The sequence below is a fragment of the Conexibacter sp. DBS9H8 genome (genome assembly GCF_023330685.1).
In the GTDB taxonomy this organism is placed as follows: Bacteria; Actinomycetota; Thermoleophilia; order Solirubrobacterales; family Solirubrobacteraceae; genus Palsa-465.
Map to the genome: position 1 here is coordinate 2426272 of NZ_CP097128.1, position 22917 is coordinate 2449188.

General features: G+C 71.3%; 24 protein-coding genes and 1 pseudogene. 18 read left to right on the forward strand and 7 right to left on the reverse strand.

Annotated features, from left to right (window positions below):
- From M3M55_RS11525 to M3M55_RS11545, 5 genes are read right to left on the reverse strand one after another with little or no spacing between them, the layout of a single operon-like run.
- The gene (locus M3M55_RS11525) at positions 1 to 762 is read right to left on the reverse strand and encodes an SOS response-associated peptidase (protein WP_249009652.1); all 762 of its coding nucleotides are present in this window, start codon (positions 760 to 762) and stop codon (positions 1 to 3) included.
- 13 nt (positions 763 to 775) lie between these two features.
- Complete coding sequence (locus M3M55_RS11530; protein ID WP_249009653.1) at positions 776 to 1420, reverse strand: hypothetical protein; 645 nt, start codon at positions 1418 to 1420, stop codon at positions 776 to 778.
- A gap of 45 nt (positions 1421 to 1465) precedes the next feature.
- Complete coding sequence (locus M3M55_RS11535; protein ID WP_249009654.1) at positions 1466 to 1849, reverse strand: DUF3037 domain-containing protein; 384 nt, start codon at positions 1847 to 1849, stop codon at positions 1466 to 1468.
- Positions 1839 to 2579 (reverse strand): HipA family kinase, encoded by a 741-nt coding sequence (locus M3M55_RS11540; RefSeq protein ID WP_249009655.1) that lies wholly within the window; start codon positions 2577 to 2579, stop codon positions 1839 to 1841. Before M3M55_RS11540 ends, M3M55_RS11535 begins: the two co-directional genes overlap by 11 nt.
- A gap of 37 nt (positions 2580 to 2616) precedes the next feature.
- Entirely contained in the window at positions 2617 to 3099 is a 483-nt protein-coding gene (locus M3M55_RS11545) for an NUDIX domain-containing protein (RefSeq protein ID WP_249009656.1), read from the reverse strand.
- 91 nt (positions 3100 to 3190) lie between these two features.
- Between M3M55_RS11545 and M3M55_RS11550 the strand changes: the two genes are divergently transcribed.
- Positions 3191 to 3925, forward strand: a complete 735-nt coding sequence (locus tag M3M55_RS11550) for a GNAT family N-acetyltransferase (protein WP_249009657.1) — start codon at positions 3191 to 3193, stop codon at positions 3923 to 3925.
- A 10-nt stretch (positions 3926 to 3935) separates the two neighbouring features.
- Positions 3936 to 4958 carry a hypothetical protein gene (locus M3M55_RS11555; RefSeq protein ID WP_249009658.1) on the forward strand — a complete coding sequence of 341 codons (1023 nt, stop codon included), beginning with the start codon at positions 3936 to 3938 and terminating at the stop codon, positions 4956 to 4958.
- Positions 4959 to 5061: 103 nt separating this feature from the next.
- On the opposite strand, the gene M3M55_RS11560 is transcribed toward M3M55_RS11555, so the two are convergent.
- Positions 5062 to 6300, reverse strand: coding sequence for an MFS transporter (locus tag M3M55_RS11560; protein WP_249009659.1), 1239 nt, complete (start codon positions 6298 to 6300; stop codon positions 5062 to 5064).
- Positions 6301 to 6374: 74 nt separating this feature from the next.
- On the opposite strand from M3M55_RS11560, the pseudogene M3M55_RS11565 reads away from it, so the two are divergent.
- The 16 genes and pseudogenes from M3M55_RS11565 to M3M55_RS11645 all read left to right on the forward strand — a co-directional run bounded on the left by M3M55_RS11565 (position 6375) and on the right by M3M55_RS11645 (position 21247).
- A pseudogene (locus M3M55_RS11565) lies at positions 6375 to 7984 on the forward strand (fatty acyl-CoA synthetase).
- 95 nt (positions 7985 to 8079) lie between these two features.
- Complete coding sequence (locus M3M55_RS11575; RefSeq protein ID WP_249009660.1) at positions 8080 to 11451, forward strand: PAS domain S-box protein; 3372 nt, start codon at positions 8080 to 8082, stop codon at positions 11449 to 11451.
- Between the two features lie 316 nt (positions 11452 to 11767).
- Complete coding sequence (locus tag M3M55_RS11580; protein ID WP_249009661.1) at positions 11768 to 11956, forward strand: hypothetical protein; 189 nt, start codon at positions 11768 to 11770, stop codon at positions 11954 to 11956.
- 198 nt (positions 11957 to 12154) lie between these two features.
- The gene (locus M3M55_RS11585) at positions 12155 to 13141 is read left to right on the forward strand and encodes a hypothetical protein (protein ID WP_249009662.1); all 987 of its coding nucleotides are present in this window, start codon (positions 12155 to 12157) and stop codon (positions 13139 to 13141) included.
- 55 nt (positions 13142 to 13196) lie between these two features.
- Positions 13197 to 13496 (forward strand): hypothetical protein, encoded by a 300-nt coding sequence (locus M3M55_RS11590; RefSeq protein WP_249009663.1) that lies wholly within the window; start codon positions 13197 to 13199, stop codon positions 13494 to 13496.
- 11 nt (positions 13497 to 13507) lie between these two features.
- Entirely contained in the window at positions 13508 to 13924 is a 417-nt protein-coding gene (locus M3M55_RS11595; protein WP_249009664.1) for a hypothetical protein, read from the forward strand.
- A gap of 442 nt (positions 13925 to 14366) precedes the next feature.
- The gene (locus M3M55_RS11600) at positions 14367 to 14555 is read left to right on the forward strand and encodes a hypothetical protein (protein ID WP_249009661.1); all 189 of its coding nucleotides are present in this window, start codon (positions 14367 to 14369) and stop codon (positions 14553 to 14555) included.
- A gap of 198 nt (positions 14556 to 14753) precedes the next feature.
- Entirely contained in the window at positions 14754 to 15740 is a 987-nt protein-coding gene (locus M3M55_RS11605; protein WP_249009662.1) for a hypothetical protein, read from the forward strand.
- A 55-nt stretch (positions 15741 to 15795) separates the two neighbouring features.
- Positions 15796 to 16095 (forward strand): hypothetical protein, encoded by a 300-nt coding sequence (locus M3M55_RS11610; protein ID WP_249009663.1) that lies wholly within the window; start codon positions 15796 to 15798, stop codon positions 16093 to 16095.
- Between the two features lie 11 nt (positions 16096 to 16106).
- Positions 16107 to 16523, forward strand: coding sequence for a hypothetical protein (locus M3M55_RS11615; protein ID WP_249009664.1), 417 nt, complete (start codon positions 16107 to 16109; stop codon positions 16521 to 16523).
- Between the two features lie 605 nt (positions 16524 to 17128).
- The gene (locus M3M55_RS11620) at positions 17129 to 17395 is read left to right on the forward strand and encodes a DUF1778 domain-containing protein (protein WP_249009665.1); all 267 of its coding nucleotides are present in this window, start codon (positions 17129 to 17131) and stop codon (positions 17393 to 17395) included.
- Positions 17392 to 17895 (forward strand): GNAT family N-acetyltransferase, encoded by a 504-nt coding sequence (locus tag M3M55_RS11625; protein ID WP_249009666.1) that lies wholly within the window; start codon positions 17392 to 17394, stop codon positions 17893 to 17895. The genes M3M55_RS11620 and M3M55_RS11625 overlap by 4 nt, the downstream gene beginning before the upstream one ends.
- 156 nt (positions 17896 to 18051) lie before the next feature.
- Positions 18052 to 19314, forward strand: a complete 1263-nt coding sequence (locus tag M3M55_RS11630; protein WP_249009667.1) for an MFS transporter — start codon at positions 18052 to 18054, stop codon at positions 19312 to 19314.
- A 148-nt stretch (positions 19315 to 19462) separates the two neighbouring features.
- Positions 19463 to 19714: a type II toxin-antitoxin system Phd/YefM family antitoxin gene (locus M3M55_RS11635; protein ID WP_249009668.1), complete on the forward strand. Its 252-nt coding sequence runs from the start codon at positions 19463 to 19465 to the stop codon at positions 19712 to 19714.
- Positions 19711 to 20091 (forward strand): type II toxin-antitoxin system VapC family toxin, encoded by a 381-nt coding sequence (locus M3M55_RS11640; RefSeq protein ID WP_256469011.1) that lies wholly within the window; start codon positions 19711 to 19713, stop codon positions 20089 to 20091. The genes M3M55_RS11635 and M3M55_RS11640 overlap by 4 nt, the downstream gene beginning before the upstream one ends.
- A 214-nt stretch (positions 20092 to 20305) precedes the next feature.
- Complete coding sequence (locus tag M3M55_RS11645; protein WP_249009670.1) at positions 20306 to 21247, forward strand: hypothetical protein; 942 nt, start codon at positions 20306 to 20308, stop codon at positions 21245 to 21247.
- Positions 21248 to 21326: 79 nt separating this feature from the next.
- Here the strand turns inward: M3M55_RS11645 and M3M55_RS11650 are convergent, their stop codons facing one another.
- Positions 21327 to 22820, reverse strand: a complete 1494-nt coding sequence (locus M3M55_RS11650; RefSeq protein ID WP_249009671.1) for an MFS transporter — start codon at positions 22818 to 22820, stop codon at positions 21327 to 21329.
- Positions 22821 to 22917: the final 97 nt, after the last annotated feature.

Genomic DNA, 22917 nt, shown 5'->3' on the forward strand with positions numbered 1-22917 from the left:
TCAGAACAGGGTCGGCGCGACCGCGACCGGTCCGCGTGCCCGCGAGCGGGAGGTCGGAGGGCCCGGCGGGGGCGGCGTGAGGCAGTCTGGGCCGTCGTGGCGGGCGTCGTTGACCGCCGGGTTGACCGCGACGAGCGACAGCGTCGGGGTCGCCTCCCCGGAGATGAGTTCGCGTAGCCGGCCGACCGGCGTGGTCGGGTCGAGCCACTCGAGCTCCTGCTCAGGGGTGAGGATGACGGGCATCCGGTGGTGGACCGCCGCGACCGTCGCGTTCGCGACGGTCGTGAGGATCGTCGTCGAGGCGATCGCCTCCGCAGTCCCTGGACGCCACAGGGCGGCGAGCCCGGCGAAGGCGAGGATGGCGCCGTCAGCCGCGGAGACGTGGAAGGGGCGCCGGGGCGGGCGGCCGGGCGCGCCGGGAATGGGCTCGTCCGGCAGACGAGCCCATTCATAGAACCCGTCGGCCGGGATCAGGCAGCGTGAGCGGGCGAAGGCGGCACGGAACAGCGGCTTCTCCGCGGCGGTCTCCGCGCGGGCGTTGAACAGCGCTCCGGACCGGGGCGGCTGCTCCAGGAACGGCGGCACGAGCCCCCACCGCCGCCGGGCCACCTCCCGAGCGCCGTCGGGGCCGGCGGTGACGGTGAGGATCGCCTCACCGGGGGCGAGGTTGTAGCGCGGTGTCCATTCGGGGGCCTCGCGCAGGCCAAAGCGGGTCCGCAGCTCAGCGGGGTCGGGCCCGGCGAGGCTGTAGCGCCCACACACCGCGCCGGCGGGCTCAGCGGCCGCCGCGGCGCTGGGCGAGCATCTCGCTGCGTTTGGCCTGGGCCGCGCGGTTGCGTCGCCGTGCCCAGAGGACGAGGCCGACAACGATGAGCACGGCGGCGGCGATCCCGTAGAAGGTCCTGTCGGCCATCGAGATCTGGCCGGTGATCGCGGCGATCCCGGTGATGATCAGGTACGGAATCCCCCAGATCGCGGCGAGGAAGAGGATGAACAGGAGGATCCCGATCGCGACCCCGCGGTAGCGCGCGGCGGCGCCGGCGCTCTTGGGCGGGGCGATCAGGCCGAACACGCGCAGCCCGAACAGCTGGCGGCGGGTCGGCGCCTCGACCCCGAGACGCTCGGCGGCGGCCTTGAGGTCGTCGGGGCGCCGCTCGGCGAGGGCGAGGGACGCGTCGGCCATCCGCCGCAACTGCAGGCGCTCCTGGGGGCGCGCGGCGGCGAGGGCCTTCTGGAAGTGCATGCGGGCCGCGTCAGCGTCGTAGCGCTCGGCGGCGCGAGAGCCGAGGATCGCCTGGGCGAGCGCCCGGAAACGCGTTTCGGCCGCCAGCTCCTCGTCGCTCTTGGTCTCCAGGGCCTGCATCTGCGCGAGCTGGTTCTTGGGCTCGATGCGCACCTGGCGCTGCTGCTGTTTGGCCATGACGAGAGTCTAGTTGGCGCTCCCGAATCCGCGGCTCGCTACCGATCAGCGGCTGACGGTCGCGGCGAACAGGCGCTCGAGGGTGGCGGCCGGGTCGGCGCAGACGCCGCTGTGGACCGAGGAGCGCTGCAGGACGGTGCTGGAGGGAGCCGCCAGCCAGTGAAAGCGCTCGGAGAGGTCGAGGCGACCGAGCGCGCCGGCCTCCGCGGTCCCGGCGGCGACTGCGACGAGCGCCTCGAGGGCTCGGATGATCGCCTCCGCGTCTGCGTGGGGAGCGAGCGCGGCCAGCGCGCCCCGGTCAAGACCGACCCGTGCGGCAAGAAACCCCTGGGCGCGACAGAACAGGACGACGCCCGCATTGAGGAACTCTTCGCGTTCGACGCGGGGGACGACGCGCAGGACGAGGTACTGGAACGGGTCAGGCGCCATCGTGCTCGCGAGCGTCGACGGCGGTGGCGAGAAACGGACGCGGGGCGGCCGCCCGGGTGAGGAGGTAATCGCCGTACTCGGCGACGCCCGGTCGGCCCGAGGCGGCGAGGAAGCTCGGCGGGATGAGCGCGAGGATCGCCTCGACCCGGGCGGGGGTGATCATCGCGGCGAGGTCGCCGTCGACCATGGCCAGCTCGCTGGCGCGCGGGAGCAGGACGTGCTGGGCGATCAGGACGAACGGGTCGCGGGCCCGGGCCGGGAGGTCGATCGCGGCGTGCTGGTGATAGAGGGCGGCGCCGTGGTCGATCAGCCATGGAGCGCCGTGCCAAAGCAGGAGGTTCGGGTTGCGCGCGCTGCGGTCGACGTTGGTGGTGAGGGCGTCGAGCCAGACGATCGCCGAGGCCAACTCGGGGGCGATCAGGCCGGCCTGGGCGGGGGTGTAGTCAAGGGCCCCGGGAAGGAAGTCCAACCCGACGTTGAGCCCGGCGCTCGCCGTGACGAGCTCGTTGATCTCCGGGTCCGGTTCGGTCCGCCCCAGCTCGGCGGGAATCTCGACGAGGACGATCTCGGGGACGGCGAGCCCGAGCGTCCGGGCGAGCTCACCGACGACGATCTCGGCGATCAGCGCTTTGACCCCCTGCCCGGCGGCACGGAACTTGACGACATAGAGACCGTCATCGTCGCCCTCGACCAGCCCGGGCAGCGATCCTCCCTCCCTCAGAGGGGTCACATACCGGGTCGCGTGGACGTGGCGGAGCAACGTAGCGTCAGACGGGCGGGGCCGGGGCAAGCACGCCCGTGTCGGTGAGCAGGATTCGGGTGAAGTCTTCCATCGGGGCACCCGCCAGCGCAGTCGGCTCCCACCAACGGGCCTCCGCCACCTCGTCCCCGTCCCCGCCGGCTCGCAGCATCCCGCCGGCCGGGCGGGCGTCGAAGGCGACGCCGGCAAAGGCGACCTCGTCCCCGTTCGGATAGGTATGACAGAACGCCGGCCCGCCGACGAGCCCGGCGATCCCGGTCAGCTCGACCTCGAGGCCGGTCTCCTCCCGCGCCTCCCGCCGGGCGGCGTCGGCGGGATGCTCGAGCGGGTCGACCGCCCCGCCGACGGTCTGCCAGACCCCGGTCTGGGCGTTGGCGACCATCAGGATCTGCCCGGCGTCGTTGCGGATGAGCACCGCGACGCTCGGGAGCAGCAGCCGCCGGTGGCCGATGAGGGCCCGCAGCTCATGGATGTAGGGGGAGGTCGCCACGGCTGCGAGCATACGGGCGAGGGTGGCCGGGTCGGTCCTCGGCGGCGCGGATCGACCGGTGCGCCCCCGCGGCCTCTAGCCTCCGGACACGATGTCTGTTGCCGCCCACCCGAGCGACCAGCCACTCGGTGCGCCGGTCACCTTCGCCGGTGCGCTCGCCCCGGCCCGCGCCCCGCTCCCGGGCGCACGCGTCACCCTCGCCCCCGTCAGCGCCGCCCGAGACGCCGGGGCGCTGTACGCCCTCAGCCACCCGCCCGACGGCGACCCGCGGATCTGGACCTACCTCTATGACGGCCCGTACCGCGATCCGGACGCCCTCGCCGCCGACCTCAGCGCCCGGGAGGCCTCGACGGACCCGATGTTTCTCACCGTCCTCTGCGATGGCGAGCCGCGGGGGATGGTGGCCTTCTGTTCGATCGTGCCCGAGCACGGCACGATCGAGCTCGGCCACATCTTCTTCGCCGCCGGGCTCGCCCGGACCACGGCGGCGACCGAGGCGCTGTTCCTCCTCGCGTCCGAGGCCTTCGACCGGCTCGGCTACCGCCGGCTCGAGTGGAAGTGCAACGCCCTCAACGCTCCCTCGCGCGCCGCCGCGGTCCGGCTCGGCTTCCGCTACGAGGGCACGTTCGCCCAGCACCGCGTCGTCAAGGGCCACAACCGCGACACCGCCTGGTTTGCCATCACCGACGAACGCTGGCCGGCCGTCCGCGCCGCCCTCACCGCCTGGCTTGACCCCGCCAACTTCACCGCCGACGGGACCCAGCGCCGCCCTCTCGGCGAGCTTCAGGCGGCGGCCGCCCGGGGATCTGAGGCGCCCGACCGCTAGGGTGGCGCCCATGAGTGCTCCCCAACCGCCGTGGGAGTGCGCCTACGGCGAGAACGCCTGGCAGGCGCCCGCCCGGCTCCGCCACACCGCCACCGGCGAGGACCCGCTCGCGGTCGGCGCCTTCACCCAGCTCGAGGGTGCCGCCCCGAGCTACAACAACCTCGCGGAGCTCGACCGCCAGCTCCAGACGGTCACCCACATCGCCGCCGCCCTTGACGTCGCCGGGGTCGGGGTCGGCGCGATCGCCCTCGGGACCAAGCACGGCAACGCCTGTGGCGCCGGGATCGGCGAGGACCTGATCACCGCCGTGCAGCGCATGCTGACCGGGGACCTGCGGGCGATCTTCGGCGGCTGCGTGATGGTCTGCGGCGCCGTCGACGAAAGCGTCGCCGAGGCGCTGCTCGGCCACGCCTCCGAGGGCCGGCGCCTGCTCGACACGGTCGCGGCGGCGAGCTTCACGCCCGAGGCCGTCGATCTGCTCGCCCGCAAGCAGGGCAAGTGCCGGATCCTCGCCAACCCGGCGCTCGCTGCCCTGGACCGCCACAGCCTCGACACGAGCCCGCGGCACCGCCAGGTTCGCGGCGGGGTGCTCGAGCAGCCCAACTACACCTACGTGCTCGACCTCGCCGACCCCCAGCTCGTGCGCCACGGCGAGCTGAGCGCCGATCAGCACCGCGACCTGCTGCTCGCCTGGGCGGTTGGATCGACAAGCAACTCCAACACGGTCACCCTCGTTCGCGACGGGCGCCTGCTCGGCAACGGGGTCGGCCAGCAGGACCGGGTCGGGGGCTGTGCCCTGGCGATCTGGCGGGCCCGGGAGGCCGGCCATGATGTCACCGGTGCGGTCGCCTTCTCCGACAGCTTCTTCCCCTTCCCCGATGCCGCCGAGACGCTGATCGCCGCCGGGGTGGCGGTGATCTTCTCCACCAACGGGTCGGTCCGTGACGAGCTCGTCCGCCAGGCGATGATCGACGCCGGTGTCACCGTGCTGCAGCTGCCCGATCGGGTTGCCCGCGGCTTCTTCGGCCACTGAGTCCGCTCCTGTCGCCCCCCGCCTGCCGGGGCGGGGGGCGACCCGGTCCGCCCCCGGCTCCACCCTTCCCGATCCCAACGGCCGCGGTCCGGCCGGCGAGGCCTCAGCGGCGTAGCACCCCGCGGGTCAGCTGCGCGCTCGCGCCCGCCCCGACGGCGACGATCCCCGCGAGCGCCGCCCACGGGGCGAACACGCCGACGGCGATCAGGGCGGTCCCGACCGTCGGGCCGGCCGTGTTCTCGATCCCCCAGCCCATGCTGAACACCGACAGGTACTTGCCGCGGTGCTCGGGGTGGGCGAGGCCGAGGCTGACGACGAAGGAGGCGGCCTGAGACCACATCTCACACACCGTGAGCAGCAGCGTCCCGACCATCAGCAGCGCGATCGCCGGCGGTGCGCCGACGTAGTGGGAGGCGAGGTAGGCGACGGCGGCGCCGATCATCGCGAGCGCCGCCCCGAGGTAGGCACGCGGCGCGTCGGACACCTCCCGCACCCGCCGGGAGAAGTACAGCTGCCCGACGACGACGAGGATCGTGTTGAGCGTGAACAGCAGCCCGACGATCTCCCGCGGCGCTGCGGTGCGGTGCACGACCCACAGCGGCAGGATCACCTGCAGGCCGACCTGGTTGAAGGCGATCAGGCTGCCGAGCGCGGCGAGGCTGACATACCGGCCGTCACGCAGCACCGCCCACAGGGTCATGGGGTCGGGGTTTTCGTCACTGCGGGCGGGCCGCCGGGGAATCGAGACACCCGCGGCGAGGGCCGCCCCGATCAGGAAGCTCGCCGCGTTGATCAGCACCGCGGCGTCAAAGGCGACGCCGCCGAGCCCGAGGGCGAGCGTGGAGAGCAGACCGCCGGCGCCGAAGCCGAAGTTCCGCAGCGAGTACTGGCTGGCCATCACCATCGACTGGTCCTCCGGGGCGCTGCGGGCGGTGAGCACGATCGTCCCCGCGTTCCAGCCGATCCCGCCGCAGAGGCTGCCGACCACCTCGATGACGGCGAGCCCGGCGAGGGTGTGCACGAGCAGCCAGCCGGCGGCGACGAGACTGCTGAGCAGCCATGTGCCGATGAGCGCGCGTTTGGCACCGATCGCGTCGACGATCTGGCCACCGACTGGGGCGAGCAGGAACGAGCTCGCTCCGCCGATCGTCAGGCCGAGCCCGACGGTTGTCGCGGCCATGTGCTGGTGGAGGGTGAAGAAGAGGATGCCCAGTGGCATCACCGTCCCGCTGCCGAGCGCGTCGAGCATGATCGCGCCCGCAAACCGCGGTCCGCCGAGCCGCCGGATGAACGTCCGCGGGCCGCGGCCCGGAATGCTCTGGCCGCTGGGGGGAACGGACATCCCTCGGAGGGTAGGAACGTCCGCGCGGGGGCACGTGGCGATCCGGTGACCGTCCCTGTGTAAGGATCCGCTCGATGAACGAGCAGCCGAGCACGGTCGGGGCGATCCTCACCCGCAGCGCCCGCCGGACCCCGGAGGCGCTCGCGCTCCGCTTCGGCGAGCGGGAGTGGACCTACGCCGAGCTCGACACCGCGGTCTCACGGGTCGCCGCCGCCCTGCGCGCACGCGGTCTCAGCCACAGTGATCGCGTCGCCGCGCTCGGGCGCAACTCCGACGCCTTCCTCATCCTCTATCTCGCCTGCGCCCGCGCCGGACTGGTGCACGTACCGGTCAACTACAACGCCGCCGGTGACGAGCTCGTTCACCTGCTCACCCAGTCTGAGCCCACCTGCGTCTTCATCGACCCAACGCTGACTGACCGGGTGGCGGCGGTCGCCGACCGGCTCGGGGACCTGTGGGTCGGCACGCTGCGAGACGGTCCGGCCGACGGTGGCGACCGGACGGGGGAGGGGCCACGGGCGGACCCGCTCGGTCCGGCGGGGAACCGGGCGGACGTGCTCGACTGGGCGACCGATCGGGACGGCGCGGTCCTCGAGGAGGCAGGAGTGGCCGACGATGACCTCGTCCAACTGCTCTACACCTCCGGTACGACCGCCCTGCCCAAGGGCGCGATGATGACCCATCGCGCCCTCGTGCACGAGTACGCCTCGTCAATCGCCGCTCTCGCGATCGGTTGCGGTGACGTCATCCTGCACTCCCTGCCGCTCTATCACTCGGCCCAGATGCACGTGTTCCTGCTTCCCGGACTGGCCGTCGGAGCGGGCAACCATCTGCTCGAGGTGCCGAGTGTCGAGGCGATCTTCGCGACCGTCGAGGCGCACCAGGTCAGCTCCCTGTTTCTCCCGCCGACCGTGTGGGTGGACGTCGCCAACCATCCGCGGCTCACTGACGCCGAGCTCGGGTCGCTGACCAAGTGCTACTACGGCGCGTCGATCATGCCGGTCCCGGTGCTCGAGCGGCTCCGCGCCCGCCTTGGCGGAGCCGGCTTCTACAACTGCTTCGGCCAGTCCGAGATCGGTCCGCTCGCCTGCGTCCTCGGGCCGGCCGAGCATGCGAACCGACCCGACCCGACTCGGTCGGCCGGCCCGTCCTGTTCGTCGAGACGCGTGTCGTCGATGAGGGGATGGAGGACGTCACCCCCGGGGAGCTCGGCGAGGTGATCTACCGCTCCCCGCAGCTCTGCCGGGGCTACTGGGGCAATCCCGAGGCGACCGCGGAGGCCTTCCGGGGCGGCTGGTTCCACTCCGGCGACCTCGTCCGCGCGGACGCAGAGGGGTATCTGTTCGTCGTCGACCGGATCAAAGACGTCGTCAACACCGGCGGGGTGCTCGTCGCCACCCGCGAGGTGGAGGACGCTCTCTACACCCATCCGGCGGTGGCGGAGGCGGCGGTGATCGGCCTGGCCCACCCCCGCTGGATCGAGGCGGTCGCCGCCGTCGTCGTCGTCAGGGGCGAGGTGACTGAAGCCGAGCTGATCGAACACTGTCAGGGTCGTCTCGCCCCCCACAAGCGGCCCAAGGCGGTGTTCTTCGCCGCCTCCCTGCCGCGCAACGCCTCCGGCAAGCTACTCAAACGCGAACTCCGCGACCGCTACGCCTTCGGGGACACCGAGCTCGCACGCTGAGCGCCACCAGAATCCGCGCCGGCGCCGACCCGGGCGACGCCGGCTGGCGCGTCCGCGCGCTCAAGTCTCTCGCGGATCTGCCGATCTCCTTCCTGATGAACGGCGCGTCGCCTGTACCGAGTGGGTCAGAGGATGACCGTCACGGCGGCGCCGGCCTCCCGGGGACCGGCCCGATCAGCGGCTCCGATGCCGTTCTGGCGGCCAACCGTCTCCTGCTCGGTGTCATCGACCGCGCCCCCGTCGGGGTGCTCCTCCGTGACCTTGACGGGCGCTACCTGCTCGCCAACGCGAGCGCGGCCGCGGCGACGCACCGGCCGGTGAGCGGGATCGTCGGTCGAACCCCTGAGCAGATCTGGCCCAGGGCGGCGGCGGCGCAGATCCTCTCCCTTGACGCCGAGGTGCTCGCAAGCGGTACCGCCCAGTCGGGAGAGATCTCCCTGGAGGGGCCCGACGGTGGTGCCCGCGTCTACGCAATCACGAAGTTTCCCGTGCGCGATGCCGACGGGGCTGAGATCGTCGGCATCGCAGCCATCCTCCGCGAAATCACCGCCGAACGCGACCTCGAGGCACGTCTACGCGAACGCGAGCGCCAGCTCTCAGAGGCCCAGGAGCTCGCCCAGGTCGGCTCCTGGGAGCGGCTGGCCGGCGAGCCGCGGGCGCGCTGGAGCGCGGGAATGTGCCGGATCTTCGGCCAGCCGGAGGGGTTCTCTCCCAGCTTCGCCGAGTTCGGCAGCCTCATCCACCCCGAGGATCGAGCGTCCGCGCTGAGCGCGCTCGGCGCGCCGGAGACCCCCCGGGAACGCGAGTCCAGCTTCCGGATTGTGAGGCCTGACGGCGAGCTGCGCTGGGTCACCCTCCGCCGCCATGACCGTCGTAACGCCGCGGGTGAACTGGAAAGTGTCTTTGGGGTCGTGCAGGACGTCACCGACCGCCACCGCGCCGAGTCGGCGCTGGGGTCGAGTGAGGCGCTGCTCGCCGCGATCATCGAACACGCGCCCGCCGGGATCATCGTGCGTGATCTCGATGGCACCTACCAGAGAGCCAATCGGCTCGCGGCCGCCACCCTCGGTGTTCTCGGGCGGGAGGTGTCGGGGCACCGGCCGGAAGAGTTCTTCTCCCCCGCCCAGGTCGCCCGTATCCGCGCTCACGACCGCGAGACGTTGCGCACCCGAGCCCCGAGCCAGTACGAGCTGACCGTCCCGGGCCCTGACGGGGGCGAGACGATCTTCGAGGTCATCAAGTATCCGATCCCCGGACCGGACGGGGAGCCGGCCGCGCTCGGCTCTGTCGCCCTCGACGTCACCGCCGAGCGACGGGCCACCGCCCACCTGCGCGCCCGCGAGCGTGAGCTCGCTGAGGCGCAGGAGATCGCCGCCCTCGGCACCTGGGAGTGGCGGACGGGGGAGGACAGGGTCCACTTCGGCCCCACCGCCTCCGGACTGTTCGGCCACGCCCCCGGCTTCTCACCGACCCTCGCTGAACTGGAGGCACTCCTGCACCCCGACGACCGTCAGGTGCTGCTGGGTGAGTCCGGGCCGGCGCCCCCACTCCGGAGTGGCTCGGGAATCGACGTGCGCATCCGCCATCGGGACGGACGTCACCGGCATCTGCACGTTCGGGTGTCTGAACAGCGAGGCCCGTCGGGGGCACCCGCCCGGTTCTTCGGAACGGTGCAGGACATGACTGATCGGGCCGAAGCCGAGCACAGCCTGCGTGAGAGTGAGCAGCGGCTGGCGGAGGCCCAACGGCTCGCCCATCTCGGCTCCTGGGAGTTCGACGTCGCCAGCGGTCGGCTGCTGTGGTCAGAGGAGCTCTGCCGGATCTCCGGCCAGCCGCTCGGCTTCTCACCCACCTATGAGGCGTTTCTCGAGCTTGTCATCGAGGAGGACCGCGAAGCGGCTGCGGTCGGCATCCAGGCGGCCCAGGCCGGCCGGTTCCACACGAGCGAATACCGGATCCGACGCCCCGACGGTGAGATCCGCCACGTTCAGACGCAGCGATATGGCCGCACCGACCCGGATGGTCGTGTCATCGCCCTCTGGGGCACGAGTCAGGACGTCACCGAGCAGCGCCGGGTCGAGGAGGAGCTGCGCCGCGCCCGCGAGTACGCAGAGGCGATCACCGCGGCGATGGCCGAGGGGTACGTCCTCACGGTCGCCGGTGAGATCGTCGCCGTCAACGACGCGTTCGTGGCGATGACCGGGTTCTCCCGGGAGGAGCTGATGGGGATGCGCGCCCCGTACCGCTTCTGGCCCGCGGGGGCGGAGGTGGAGATGGCGGCCCGTAGCGATCGGGTGCTCGCCGCGGGAGGGGGGACCTTCGAGTTGCCCTTCGTCCGTCGGGACGGGTCCCGGTTTGGCGCCGAGATGACCGCGCGTCCCGCCCGCAACCCGGACGGCAGCGCCCTCGGCACGGTGACGACGGTGCGTGACGTCTCTGCCCAGCACGCCGCCGAGGCCGAACGGGCCCAGCGGGCCGCCGAGGATCGCGCGCTTCGGGTGATCGCTGAACGCGTCGCGCAGGCGTCGGGCACCGGCACCGTTCTCGACGAGGTGACCACCCAGGCGCTCAGCCTCTTCGAGGCCCATAGCTCGATCATCGCTCGCTTTGACCCGGTCACGGGCCGGGCAATCTTCGTCACCGGGACGACGCGGGACGGTCGTAGCCTCAACGATCGTGAACTCAATCTGGGCGGCGACAGCGCGCCCGCCCAGGTGTACCGGTCCGGACGGGCCGCCCGGGCGGGGAGCCGCCCGTCCAGTGGCCTCGACCCCGCGCTCGCCGCCGTTGCGGCCGAACAGTCCGACGCGGTCGCGGCCCCGATCGTTGTCGGCGGCCAGTTGTGGGGCTGTGTCGCGGTGGGCTTCAAGGATGGGCCCGCCCCGGCGGACGCGGAGGAGCGCGCCGCCCGCTTCGCGGCCCTTGCCGGGATGGCCATCGCCAACGCCCAGGCGTGGGACGCCCCCGCCCGGGCGGCGAGCACGGACCCGCTCACCGGCCTCGCCAACCGGCGCGTGTTCGAGGAACGTCTCGCCGGCGAGTTCGAGCGCGCCCAGCGCCACCAGCGGCCGCTCAGCCTCGTGCTGCTCGATCTCGATCACTTCAAGGCGGTCAACGACCGCCACGGCCACCCCGCAGGGGACCGTACGCTCGTGGAGGTCGCCCGCCGTCTCGAGCAGACTGCCCGGGCAGGTGAGCTCGTCGCCCGAATCGGCGGGGAGGAGTTCGCCTGGCTACTCCCCGAAACGGACGCCGGCGGCGCCTTGTCTGCCGCTGAGCGGCTGCGCGAGGTGATCGCCGGAGAGCCCTTCCCTGATGTTGGTCCCGTCACGATCTCCGCCGGCGTGTGTGACGCGGCGGCCGCAGATTCGGACGAGGAGCTGCGGAGCCGCGCGGACCGGGCGCTGTATGCCGCCAAGGCGAGCGGGCGCAACACCACCCGGCTTTTTCAACCTGGCGGACTGTGAGGGCGCTTCCGCTGCCGGCGCCACGCTGAATCGCGTCCGCGTGGGGCCGACAACCTCGGCGCCCGGGCTCCCAGATCGTCGGGCTGGGAAACTGCCACCGGTCAGCCTCCTGACCGCCGGACAGCTTCCCGGACGGACATTGTGACTGTCCGTGAGCTCGACGATCGCCCCCCTGGATGCGCTACTACACATAACATCCATTATCGAGCATAGAAGGAAGACCCGAAGGGTCTGACCGGGAACTCCCCCGACACCTGATCGCGGTCGCCCGCTGTGTCTGCGGCGCGTGCGCTCGCGCGGACGGCGCGGTCCGGTGATGCGCGGCCGGGCATTGGAGCTGGCCGTCTGTGTGCTGCTGGCTGAGCGCGGGCCGCTGCTGACCGTCGATGTGGCGATCTACTGCGGGGTGTCGACTGGCGCCGCGCTGGCGGCCTTGAAGCGCTTGGAGGTCGCTGGTGTTGTCGAGCGGTTCGGGTCGCCGCCGTCCTGGGGTCGGGTTCGTTGATGGCTGCCCCGCGCCGGATCGAGGCTGGTGTTCGCTTCCGCTGCCGTCACGCTCACCGCTGGGTGGTTTGGGGTCAGGAGTTCCGGGACGGCGGCCGGTTTGAGAGTGACCCGGCCGCGGCCGAGGTCTGCCCGGTGTGTCGTTGCGGGGCGGTCGGGAACGTCGAGTTGGTGAGGCGCGGAACCGCGCTGTGATGGGTTGGCTCTTCTAACAGCCAACCTACGCTCAGAAAGTGAGCGCTGCTGGACTCACGGAGCGCATGGCCTGGACTCGGTCGCTTACCGGTTCCGACCCAACCAACCGGCGTTCGTTGACGAGCTGCTGCGCCACCCGCACCGAGAGAGCGGCGGCAAGATCCTGCTTGACGACAGCGCCGGGATCGGCGTCCGCGTTGCGGTTCTCGGCTCCGTGGTCCGTGTTGAGGGTCGCCTCGATCCGCTGCTGACGGGCTACCCGGAGGCCTGTGAGCTGCGCCCGCCCGCCGACGCCGAGCCGGGAGAGCGCGCCGCGCGACGCCTCGTCGAGCGCTACGCCGGGACGCGGCTGACCGGCGACTCGGAGGTCGCCCGCCTGGACCTCGCCCACGAGTTGAGCTTCGACGACCCCGCCGACGGCCTCGCGTTCCTCGCCACGGCCGCCGCGATGCTGCCGCCGCGGCGAAAGACCGACGCCTACCGGGCCAGCGACGGCACGGTCGAGACGGTCTACTTCAGGACGCCCAAGGGCGCGGTTCGGGAGCGTTTCTATGACAAGGGCGTCGAGTCCGGCAGCGATCCGCCGGGCCTCCGCGTCCGGATCGAGGCCCAGCGCCGGTTCCCCAAGAACCAGGCCATGACCGCCGCGACGGTCCCGGCGCTGGATCTCCCCCGCCTCTACGGGGCGACGATGGAGCGCTACGCGGTGGCCGAGACCGTCAGCGTCGGCCGCGACCAGGCCGTCTCCCAGCTCCTGGGCCGCGTCGCCCGCGACGAGCTGAGCATGGTCAAGGCCCGCGGCCTGCTCGGCGACCTGGCGATCCTCGCGGAGTTCGGTCGCGCCCCCTACGCCGACAGCACCGGCCGTCGCCGCCTTGCGGAGCTGCGGAAGCAGGGCATCACGCCCGAGGCGATCGTCCCGCCCGAGCGGGTGATTCCCGTCGGCCGGCTGCTGCGCGAATCCGTTGACGCCTGGGCCGGCGGTGCCTAGAGGTCTCCCCTCCCGCGTTGGGGTCGAGGCAGCCCGGCGGGCCGAGCTCGTCCGGGTGGTCGTCTATCTCGAGCTCGGCGCCCTGGAAGACCTCGAGCTGCTCGTCCGCGACCGTGACCCCCACGCCTCACGGTCTGAGATCGTCCGACAGGCCGTGTCCTGGCTGCGAGCCCGCCGCGCCGAGGATCTCGTCCGCCTCCGTGCCGTCCAGCAACGCCGCGCCGCCCAGGCCGCTGAGGACGCGCGGGCACTGATGCTCTCTCGACAGGACCGCGACCGCGCCCAGGCCGAGGACACGCTCACGGCCGCGCTGGCGATCATTCACACGAAAGGATCAGACGGGTGCAACCACTAGAGTCTCTGCTCATGGCCAAGCCGCTCAAGCAGCCGCGCACGCTCGCCGAGGTCGCCTTCTGGAACCTCCTGGCCGCCCGCCAAGAGGCCGGAGAGGACACCGGTCTGCTGGCTCAGGCCAAGCTGCTCAAGCAGGCCGCCGCCGCGACCGCGACCGTTGCCGCCCTGGCGATCGCTGACGCTGACGGCGCAGGCGCGAACGGCTGGCCGACCCAGGTCGAGTTCGCCGCCTACTGGAAGGTCACCGAGCGCCACGCCCAGAACGAATGGGCGCAGTTCCGCCGAGCGTTCCCCACCGAGGAATCCCCAGACCGGCTGGCCAAACTCATCCGCGACAACTACCGAGCCAAGCTCGCCGCTCGCCGGATCGACGTTGCCGCCTCCCTCCCCGCCGAGCCGTTCGGCATCGCCGCTCCCGCTCTCGCCTGACGCGCCGCTCGCGCGGCGGGAGGACGGACGGAACGGGCGGACGGGCGGCGGGGCGTCAGCCCCTCCGGACGGCCGTCCGCCCGCCCGGACCGCCGCCACCGCGTCGGCACATCACGCGCAGCAGGAGCCGCGACAGCGGCGTCTTCGTCGGAGAGGTCGCCAAGAGCTGCCCCGGCGGCTAGCGGCTGGGGCGGCCTCGCGACAACCTGAGCTTGTCGGGCAGCTCGCTCCTTCCCCAGCCCGCACGAAGCGTTCGGGGCGTTCCGTCCGACCGGGCCTCTACGGTCCCGACCATGCCGCACGAACGAACTGTTCGGGAACATCCATTATCGAGCATAGAAGGAAGACCCGAAGGGTCTGACCGGGAACTCCCCCGACACCTGATCGCGGTCGCCCGCTGTGTCTGCGGCGCGTGCGCTCGCGCGGACGGCGCGGTCCGGTGATGCGCGGCCGGGCATTGGAGCTGGCCGTCTGTGTGCTGCTGGCTGAGCGCGGGCCGCTGCTGACCGTCGATGTGGCGATCTACTGCGGGGTGTCGACTGGCGCCGCGCTGGCGGCCTTGAAGCGCTTGGAGGTCGCTGGTGTTGTCGAGCGGTTCGGGTCGCCGCCGTCCTGGGGTCGGGTTCGTTGATGGCTGCCCCGCGCCGGATCGAGGCTGGTGTTCGCTTCCGCTGCCGTCACGCTCACCGCTGGGTGGTTTGGGGTCAGGAGTTCCGGGACGGCGGCCGGTTTGAGAGTGACCCGGCCGCGGCCGAGGTCTGCCCGGTGTGTCGTTGCGGGGCGGTCGGGAACGTCGAGTTGGTGAGGCGCGGAACCGCGCTGTGATGGGTTGGCTCTTCTAACAGCCAACCTACGCTCAGAAAGTGAGCGCTGCTGGACTCACGGAGCGCATGGCCTGGACTCGGTCGCTTACCGGTTCCGACCCAACCAACCGGCGTTCGTTGACGAGCTGCTGCGCCACCCGCACCGAGAGAGCGGCGGCAAGATCCTGCTTGACGACAGCGCCGGGATCGGCGTCCGCGTTGCGGTTCTCGGCTCCGTGGTCCGTGTTGAGGGTCGCCTCGATCCGCTGCTGACGGGCTACCCGGAGGCCTGTGAGCTGCGCCCGCCCGCCGACGCCGAGCCGGGAGAGCGCGCCGCGCGACGCCTCGTCGAGCGCTACGCCGGGACGCGGCTGACCGGCGACTCGGAGGTCGCCCGCCTGGACCTCGCCCACGAGTTGAGCTTCGACGACCCCGCCGACGGCCTCGCGTTCCTCGCCACGGCCGCCGCGATGCTGCCGCCGCGGCGAAAGACCGACGCCTACCGGGCCAGCGACGGCACGGTCGAGACGGTCTACTTCAGGACGCCCAAGGGCGCGGTTCGGGAGCGTTTCTATGACAAGGGCGTCGAGTCCGGCAGCGATCCGCCGGGCCTCCGCGTCCGGATCGAGGCCCAGCGCCGGTTCCCCAAGAACCAGGCCATGACCGCCGCGACGGTCCCGGCGCTGGATCTCCCCCGCCTCTACGGGGCGACGATGGAGCGCTACGCGGTGGCCGAGACCGTCAGCGTCGGCCGCGACCAGGCCGTCTCCCAGCTCCTGGGCCGCGTCGCCCGCGACGAGCTGAGCATGGTCAAGGCCCGCGGCCTGCTCGGCGACCTGGCGATCCTCGCGGAGTTCGGTCGCGCCCCCTACGCCGACAGCACCGGCCGTCGCCGCCTTGCGGAGCTGCGGAAGCAGGGCATCACGCCCGAGGCGATCGTCCCGCCCGAGCGGGTGATTCCCGTCGGCCGGCTGCTGCGCGAATCCGTTGACGCCTGGGCCGGCGGTGCCTAGAGGTCTCCCCTCCCGCGTTGGGGTCGAGGCAGCCCGGCGGGCCGAGCTCGTCCGGGTGGTCGTCTATCTCGAGCTCGGCGCCCTGGAAGACCTCGAGCTGCTCGTCCGCGACCGTGACCCCCACGCCTCACGGTCTGAGATCGTCCGACAGGCCGTGTCCTGGCTGCGAGCCCGCCGCGCCGAGGATCTCGTCCGCCTCCGTGCCGTCCAGCAACGCCGCGCCGCCCAGGCCGCTGAGGACGCGCGGGCACTGATGCTCTCTCGACAGGACCGCGACCGCGCCCAGGCCGAGGACACGCTCACGGCCGCGCTGGCGATCATTCACACGAAAGGATCAGACGGGTGCAACCACTAGAGTCTCTGCTCATGGCCAAGCCGCTCAAGCAGCCGCGCACGCTCGCCGAGGTCGCCTTCTGGAACCTCCTGGCCGCCCGCCAAGAGGCCGGAGAGGACACCGGTCTGCTGGCTCAGGCCAAGCTGCTCAAGCAGGCCGCCGCCGCGACCGCGACCGTTGCCGCCCTGGCGATCGCTGACGCTGACGGCGCAGGCGCGAACGGCTGGCCGACCCAGGTCGAGTTCGCCGCCTACTGGAAGGTCACCGAGCGCCACGCCCAGAACGAATGGGCGCAGTTCCGCCGAGCGTTCCCCACCGAGGAATCCCCAGACCGGCTGGCCAAACTCATCCGCGACAACTACCGAGCCAAGCTCGCCGCTCGCCGGATCGACGTTGCCGCCTCCCTCCCCGCCGAGCCGTTCGGCATCGCCGCTCCCGCTCTCGCCTGACGCGCCGCTCGCGCGGCGGGAGGACGGACGGAACGGGCGGACGGGCGGCGGGGCGTCAGCCCCTCCGGACGGCCGTCCGCCCGCCCGGACCGCCGCCACCGCGTCGGCACATCACGCGCAGCAGGAGCCGCGACAGCGGCGTCTTCGTCGGAGAGGTCGCCAAGAGCTGCCCCGGCGGCTAGCGGCTGGGGCGGCCTCGCGACAACCTGAGCTTGTCGGGCAGCTCGCTCCTTCCCCAGCCCGCACGAAGCGTTCGGGGCGTTCCGTCCGACCGGGCCTCTACGGTCCCGACCATGCCGCACGAACGAACTGTTCGGGAACATCCATTATCGAGCATTCAAGGAAAGTCCCCCGGAAGGCTCACGGCCGAGGACTGAAGGACGGCCCCGGCACGGCTCGACCGACGCGCCCGAGAGCTGATCGTGTACGCGCACCCCTGCGGCGCGTGCGCTCACGTCGACCGCAGGGGCCGGTGTCGTCCGCGGTGTGGCCGCGGCTGGTTGCGTTGGAATGCTCGGGAGCAATGGGCGCTGATGGTCGCTCACGGTTGACACCAGCTGATGGACTGCCCAGAGATGTACGGACAGGCGTAGTACAGTGCTGTCATGAGCAAGACGGAACGCATTGAGCTGCGTGTCTCTGCCGAGGACAAGAGTGCGATCGCAACGGCGGCGGCGCTGGACCACACGACGATCACCGAGTTCGTGCGGGAAGCGGTTCTCGATCGTGCCCAGCACGTCCGGGCCCGAGCTGAGCGCACCCTCATGGAGGCCGCGCAGTTTGATGCGCTGGTCGCCGCGCTTGACGTCGCTGACCCCACCCCGAGGCTCGCGCGAGCGTTCGCAGCCCAGCGACGGTTCGTCCAGCGTTGACCGCCGGATACGACTCCGTCGCCCTGTCGACCGAGCATGACGTCGCCAGATTCGACTGCGGTATCCCGGGGCTGAACGCATGGCTGGCAGACCAGGCGCTTCGCGCCCAACGGGCAGGGACGGCACGCACGTTCGTGTGGGTCACGGCCGACTCCCCCGAGCAGGTGTGGGCGTACTTCTCTCTGGCGCCGACGGAGGTGGCCCGCGACGTGCTCACGCGCGGCCAGTCATCGGGCTACAGCACCGTGCCCGGCTACCTGCTCGCCCGGTTGGCGCTGCACGCCGATCTTCGCGGGCGTGGCTACGGTGGGCAGCTGCTCGTTGACGCCCTGAGCCGCGCCGCGAAAGCTGCCGAGGTCGGGGGCGGCCGCTTGGTGGTGGTCGACACGCTCGACGAGACCGCGGCCAGCTTCTACCGCCACTATGACTTCACGCCGGTCAGGGGCGATCCGCGTCGACTTGTCCTGAAGATCGCCACTGTCCGAAAGCTGCTCGGGTGATCGGACGCTGAGCCCCACCGTTCGGACGTCGTTGAGGTCGCTGGGGCTGGTCGACACGACGGCTGGGCCGAGTGCTGTCTCGCCATTGTGCGTCACCCCGTCGCGTCCCAAGGACGCTGTCGGCCGGCACGCCCAAGATCAGTAGTGTCGCTCGGCGTGAGTGCCTCTGCTGAGAAAGCGGTGGCGGCCGGCCGAGCCTTGTTGCGCCAGAACCGTGACTTCCGGCTCGTCTGGGTGACCCAGGGACTGTCCTCAGCCGGCACGCAGCTCCTTGTGGTGGCGATGCCGCTGCTCGTCCTGGCGCTGACACGCTCTGCGGCAGCGGCAGGACTGGTGTCGGCCGTTGGCACGGTGTCGGTGTTCGCGGGTGGGGTGATGAGCGGGCCTCTGGTGGATCGCTATGACCGCCGGGCCGTGATCGTGGTGTGTGAATCGGCCAGGCTCCTCCTCTACAGCGGACTTGGGGTCCTTGTGCTCGCGCACGCGGTCACTCTGACCGAGCTGGTGGCCGTCGAGGCGGCCGGAGGCCTCATCTGGGCGCCGTCACGGGCGGCGCTGGCGGTCACCCTGGCGCGGGTGGTGCCCAGTGATCAGCGGGAGGTGGCAGTAGCCGCTGATGAGGCGCGCGGGAACGCCGCGGCGGTGCTCGGGCACTCCCTCGGGGGGGTGTGCTTCGCGCTCGGTCACAGCATCCCGTTCCTGCTTGACGCGCTGACGTTCCTTGCCTCGATCGTGGGCATCACTCAGATTAAGACCTCGCTGGCGCCGACGGAGGACTCCTGTTTAGTACACCAACCATGGTCAGCTCAGCTGCGTGAAGGGCTGGGGTGGCTGGCGGCGCACCGCACCTTTGCTCTCCTGGCGCTCTACTCGGCATTGTTGAACCTATCGCTCGGAGGCGTCCAGCTCACCGTCATCGTGTTGGCCGGGGCCGCCGCGCACGGCGCCACGGTCGGTCTGGTCGTCGCCGCAGGCTCGGTCGGTGGGATCCTCGGCGCGGTCCTCGCCCCCTGGTTGATCGCCCGCCTGGGACGCCTCCACGCGATGCTGGTCGCCTTTGGAGGGATGACTGCCATGATCGCCGCCCTCGCGATCGCGCCCGGAGCGGTCGGCCTTGGCACCGCCTTCGCCATGGCGTGGCTCCTGGTGCCCGTCACCAACACGGTCACGACCCCCATCGCCTTCACCTTGATCCCCGACGCACTCCTGGGCCGGGTCGGGAGTGTCCTTGACCTGCTCAGCGGTGCGCTCGGAGCAGCTGGACCGCTCGTTGCCGGGGTGCTGCTCACCCGCATCGGCCATCTCGAACCGGTCCTCCTGGCCATTCCCGCTGCGCTCGCCAGCGTTGCGATCGCGCTCACCCCCGCGCTCCGAACGCTCATCAGCGCCCCTCCGACCCAACCCGCTCGAGATCCATAGCCTGCGAGCCTCAATCGACCAACGCCAACCCGCTCCTTGCCCTTACTCGCTGCGTAGATGATCCCTGTGCCGTGCTCACTGACGACCACACGGCCAGACACGGCGGCTGAACCTGGCCAAGCTTGGCCAACTGCCATACACTCCGCGGATGCGCGTCAATGTGGGCCAAGCGAAGACGGAGCTCTCGAAACTGCTGGCGCGAGCCGAGGCCGGTGAGGACATCGAGATCGCGCGTAACGGCGTGCCGGTCGCCCGCTTGGTGCCGATCGATCCACCGGCCGGTCCGGGAGCCCGCTTTCTCGGAGCGCGCGGCGCCCTGGCCGGCCAGATCGTGATCGCGGACGACTTCGAGTTCACCGAGCAGGAGATCGACGCGATGCTTGACGAGTCGCCGTTGTGAGGCTGTTACTCGACACTCACGTGGTGCTCTGGCAGCTGGGCGGCTCGCGGCCCCTCGGAACCACCGCTCAGCAGGCGATCCGCGACGCCGACGAGCTGCTCTTCAGCGTCATTTCCTTCGCTGAGATCGGCGTGAAAGCGGCGCTCGGCAAACTCAGTGTGCCCCCGGACCTCGGACGGCACGTCCGGAACGCCGGAATCCACGTCCTCGGGCTGGCGCCTGACCACGGACTCGCCGTCGCCGAGCTTCCCGCACACCATCGCGATCCCTTCGACCGGCTGCTGATCGCCCAAGCCCGCTCCGAGCGCCTGACCCTGATGACCGCTGACCCCCGGATCCCAGCCTATGACGTCAGCACCGTCGACGCGAGTCGCTGATCTCATGCCAGGCGGCAGGGCTCACCCGTAACGCCCGCGCACTCGCGGCTGCGTCGTCACCCCGTGACCGGCGGCATTAGAGGTTCGGTCGAAGTGAGACGCGATAGCCGGCGAGAGCATCACATCGACGGCTGCGCGCAAATGATTAGGCACCGAAGGGATTCGCTACCCTCCCCGATGTGAGACAACCCGCCCACTTCTGCCAGGTGTTGGCGTGATCGACCGCCGAGGCCCGCTCGCCGGCCGGTACCCGTTCGTCGCCGCGATGGCGATCCTGCTCGCCGCGGTCGGGTCGATCGCCGCGTTCTTCGGCGCCTCGGAGCTGACCACCCACCCGTTCGTCTCGCCTCTGACGATGATCCCGCTGTTCGGCGGGCTGGCCGTCGTCGTCGTCCTCATCACCTGGGAGACCCGTAGCGCCAACCCGCTCCTGCCCCTCGGCCCGCTGCTGGAGAGCACGATTCCGGTCAGCGGTGTCGTGATCGCGCTCGCGGCGGCCGCCGCGTCCGTGTCGGTCACCGACCTCACCCTCGCCCTCGTCAGCGGCCAGCACGGTCCCCTCCACGCCGGCCTGCTGTTCCTCCCCGAGTTGGCCGGGGCGCTCATCTCCGCCTTCGCCCTCGGCGAGGTGCTCGAAACCCGCTACCTCCAGTACCTGCCGATCGTCGGGATGGGCTTCCTCGCCGCCGGGATCGTCGTCTTCCTGCTCCGCGTCCCCTCGACGCAGACGACGACGCTGCTCGGCTCGGGCCTGACCGGGGTCGGGCTCGGGGCGACGGTCGCCCCGGCGCTGTTCGGCGCCGGGTTCTCGCTCCCCTCGACGAACCTGCAGCGGGTGTTCGCGATGGTCGAACTGCTGCGCGCCGTCGCCGCGTTCATGATCGCCCCGATCTTCATCCACTTCGCCGCGACCGTCGGCGGCTCGGCGCGCACGGGCACCCGGGATGCACTGTGGGTGAGCCTGATCATCGTCGTCGTCGGCAGCATGATCGCAACGGCGCTCTACCTCGCCGGCGGCGCCCGCCCCGCCGATCCGGACATGGAGACGTTCCTGTCCGGCGACGGGCCGGGCTGGCCCTCACCGCTGCTGCTCGCCCGCCTGCGTCGCCAGCGGGTGCGGATCGGCGACGGCGCCGAGGAGCCGGCGGGCGCCTGAGGCCCCACGCAGGTCGGCTTCGACCGCCGGCGCGGACGCGCCGGCCCCGACGAAGACGACGATCCGGCGGATCGGAAGTTCAGACCGCGACTTCATCGCCCACCTCCTGCCGCGACGGTGCCGGGGCCGACTGCCGGTTCGGCCCCGGCGCACGTCCGCGCCCGGGCACGTGCGCGCGCAGGACCGTCAGCACGAGACCGAGCGCGGCGAGCAGCGCACCGGCCCCGATCAGGAAGGCCAGGTGATAGCCGCTGATCAGCGCGGGTCCGAGGGGTTCCCCGCCGTGCACGAGCGCGCTCGTGTGGGCGGTGGCGAGGGTCGCCAGCAGCGCAAGCCCGAGCGCACCGGCCACCTGCTGGGAGACATTGACGATCCCAGAAGCGAGGCCCGCATCCGCGTGGGGTACGTCGGCGACGGCGACAGTCATCAGCGGCGTGAAGGTGTTCCCGATCCCGAGACCGAGCGCCAGGAAGGCGAGGAACGGCAGCGGCAGATAGCCGGTGTGGGCTCCACACAGGACGAGCAGCAGCATCCCGAGCGTTGCGGTGGCGATTCCGCCCACCATCACCGCCACTGCCCCAAAACGGTTGACGAGCCGGCGGTTGATGCCGAGGGAGAGGACGGCGACGGTCAGCGTCCAGGGAAGGAAGGCCAAGCCGGTCTCGAGGGCCCCGTAGTGGAGAATGCGCTCGAGGTAGAGCGTGCCCAGGAACCACATCCCGTACATCCCGGTGACCATGAACCCGCGCACGAGGCTTGACAGCATCAGGCCGCGGAGGTTGAAGATCCGCAGCGGAAAGATCGGGTTGGGGTGGCGCGCCTCCCAGGCCCCAAAGGCCCCGAGCAGCAGCACCGCGAGCCCGAGGGGTGCGAGCGTGTGGGCCGCCCCCCAGCCCCCGGCCGAAGACGACTCGACGATGCCGTACACCGCGGCGGCGAGAGCGACCGTCACGAGCAGCGAACCGACCCAGTCGAGACCGGCGCCGAACCCCGCGCCCCGGTCAGCCGGGATCAGACGGCGGCCGGCGAGCGCGGCCCCAACCCCTATTGGCAGGTTGACGAAGAAGATCCAGTGCCAGTTGAGCAGCTGGGTGAGGATCCCGCCGAGCAGAAGTCCGAGGGAGCCGCCGGCGACGGCGGTGAACACGTAGGCGCTCATCGCCGCGGCCCGCTCCTGGGGCTCGGGGAACTCGGTGACGATGATCGCAAGGATCACCGAGGCCTGCATCGCCGCGCCGACCCCCTGGAGGAAGCGGGCACCGATCAGCGTCGCCGCCGAGTCGGCGAGGCCGCAGAGCAGGGACGCGACGGTGAAGATGGTGAGACCGGCGAGGAACACCCGTTTGCGACCGGCGAGGTCGCCGAGCCGGCCGGCGAGCAGGAGGAAGGAACCGAAGGTGACGAGAAAGGCGTTGATCACCCAGGTGAGCGAGCCCTGGCTGAAGTGCAGGTCACGCTGGATGTTCGGCAGGGCGACGTTGACGATCGTCGTATCGAGGACGATCATCAGCTGGGCGAGGCAGACGGTGATCAACGCGAGGAACCGGCGACGGTCCGCGGCGAGCAGAAACATGGAACTCCATCGGGTCGGAGAAGATAAACTGGAGGGTGGCTCCGGTAACAGAGCATAGCGGAGGCTTCCTCCGTTTCTGCGATGTGTGCGAGGTTCC

Coding starts and splice junctions, on each gene's coding strand:
- M3M55_RS11535 (WP_249009654.1), bottom strand. CDS start 1,849: ATGGCGCCTGACCCGTTCCAGTACCTCGTCCTGCGCGTCGTCCCCCGC.
- M3M55_RS11560 (WP_249009659.1), bottom strand. CDS start 6,300: ATGTCCGTTCCCCCCAGCGGCCAGAGCATTCCGGGCCGCGGCCCGCGG.
- M3M55_RS11595 (WP_249009664.1), top strand. CDS start 13,508: ATGGCCAAGCCGCTCAAGCAGCCGCGCACGCTCGCCGAGGTCGCCTTC.
- M3M55_RS11575 (WP_249009660.1), top strand. CDS start 8,080: ATGAACGGCGCGTCGCCTGTACCGAGTGGGTCAGAGGATGACCGTCAC.
- M3M55_RS11615 (WP_249009664.1), top strand. CDS start 16,107: ATGGCCAAGCCGCTCAAGCAGCCGCGCACGCTCGCCGAGGTCGCCTTC.
- M3M55_RS11635 (WP_249009668.1), top strand. CDS start 19,463: ATGCGCGTCAATGTGGGCCAAGCGAAGACGGAGCTCTCGAAACTGCTG.
- M3M55_RS11650 (WP_249009671.1), bottom strand. CDS start 22,820: ATGTTTCTGCTCGCCGCGGACCGTCGCCGGTTCCTCGCGTTGATCACC.
- M3M55_RS11555 (WP_249009658.1), top strand. CDS start 3,936: ATGAGTGCTCCCCAACCGCCGTGGGAGTGCGCCTACGGCGAGAACGCC.
- M3M55_RS11620 (WP_249009665.1), top strand. CDS start 17,129: ATGAGCAAGACGGAACGCATTGAGCTGCGTGTCTCTGCCGAGGACAAG.
- M3M55_RS11600 (WP_249009661.1), top strand. CDS start 14,367: ATGCGCGGCCGGGCATTGGAGCTGGCCGTCTGTGTGCTGCTGGCTGAG.
- M3M55_RS11530 (WP_249009653.1), bottom strand. CDS start 1,420: ATGGCCAAACAGCAGCAGCGCCAGGTGCGCATCGAGCCCAAGAACCAG.
- M3M55_RS11580 (WP_249009661.1), top strand. CDS start 11,768: ATGCGCGGCCGGGCATTGGAGCTGGCCGTCTGTGTGCTGCTGGCTGAG.
- M3M55_RS11550 (WP_249009657.1), top strand. CDS start 3,191: ATGTCTGTTGCCGCCCACCCGAGCGACCAGCCACTCGGTGCGCCGGTC.